This is a genomic window from Kitasatospora sp. NPDC086791, assembly GCF_040685975.1.
Lineage (GTDB): Bacteria > Actinomycetota > Actinomycetes > Streptomycetales > Streptomycetaceae > Kitasatospora.
Genome location: NZ_JBFBOC010000081.1, coordinates 1 through 1384 on the forward strand (window position 1 = coordinate 1; position 1384 = coordinate 1384).

Below are 1384 nucleotides of genomic sequence, written 5' to 3' on the forward strand. Positions count from 1 at the left end.
TGCTGCTGGAGACGGTGTGGGAGACGTTCGAGGACGCGGGGATCGATCCGACGTCGTTGCGGGGCAGCCGGACGGGCGTGTTCACCGGCATCTGGGCATCCGGCTACGCGGGCGGAGTGGACCAGATCTCGCGCGACGCGGACGGCTATGTGGCCACCGGCACGGCGACGAGTGTGACCTCCGGGCGGGTGTCGTACCTGCTGGGGCTGGAGGGTCCGGCGGTGTCGGTGGACACGGCGTGCTCGTCGTCGCTGGTGGCGATTCACCTGGCGGCGCAGGCGCTGCGCTCGGGGGAGTGCTCACTGGCCCTGGCCGGTGGTGTGACGGTCATGGCGACACCCGCCGCCTTCATCGACTTCTCCCGCCAGCGGGGGCTTGCGGCCGATGGGCGGGTGAAGGCGTTCGCCGAGGCGGCCGACGGTACGGCCTGGGGTGAGGGCGCCGGCTTGGTGCTGCTGGAGCGGTTGTCGGACGCCCGCCGCAACGGTCACCGGGTGTTGGCGGTCGTCGCGGGAAGCGCGGTGAACCAGGACGGTGCGTCCAACGGCCTGACCGCGCCGAACGGTCCGTCGCAGGAGCGGGTGATCCGTCAGGCCCTCGCCAACGCCGGGCTGGAGGCGTCCGAGGTGGACGCGGTGGAGGCGCACGGCACGGGGACGACGCTCGGTGACCCCATCGAGGCGCAGGCGCTGTTGGCGACGTACGGCCGGGACCGGGTGGAGCCGTTGTGGCTGGGGTCGGTGAAGTCGAACATCGGCCACACGCAGGCCGCCGCCGGTGTCGCGGGCGTGATCAAGATGGTGATGGCGATGCGGCACGGGCAACTGCCGCCGACGCTGCACGTCGACGCGCCGAGCTCCCACGTCGACTGGTCGGCGGGCCAGGTCTCGCTGCTGACCGAGGCCCGGCCGTGGCCGGAGACGGGGCGTCCCCGTCGTGCGGGTGTGTCGGCGTTCGGTATCAGCGGTACGAACGCGCACGTGATCCTGGAGGCACCGGCCCCGGACCCGGCCGAGGAGACGTCGCCCGAGTCCCCTGCCGCCCCCGCGGCCGCGGTGCCGGTGCCGTGGCTGCTGTCGGCCAGGTCCGAACAGGCGCTCCGGGCCCAGGCCCGCAGGCTGCAGGCGTACGCGGCCAAGGCCCCCGACGAGGACGGAATCGCCGCCGCGCTCGCCGCGCGGACCCGGTTCGCCCACCGGGCCATGGTGACCGGACCGGAGGCACTGGCGGCCCTGCTGAGCGGGGAGGTGCATCCCGGGCTGGTGACCGGCGAAGCCCGCGACTCGGGCAGGTCGGCGTTCGTGTTCTCCGGTCAGGGTGGTCAGTGGGCGGGGATGGGGCGGGGTCTGTATCGCGAGTTCCCGGTGTTCGCGCGGGCGTTGGA

General features: G+C 73.5%; 1 protein-coding gene. It reads left to right on the plus strand.

Features of this window, described 5'->3' with window-relative positions:
• Nucleotides 1-1384 (plus strand): beta-ketoacyl synthase N-terminal-like domain-containing protein (locus tag AB0Q99_RS34305; protein WP_363578189.1); only part of this gene is annotated, 1384 nt, incomplete at both ends.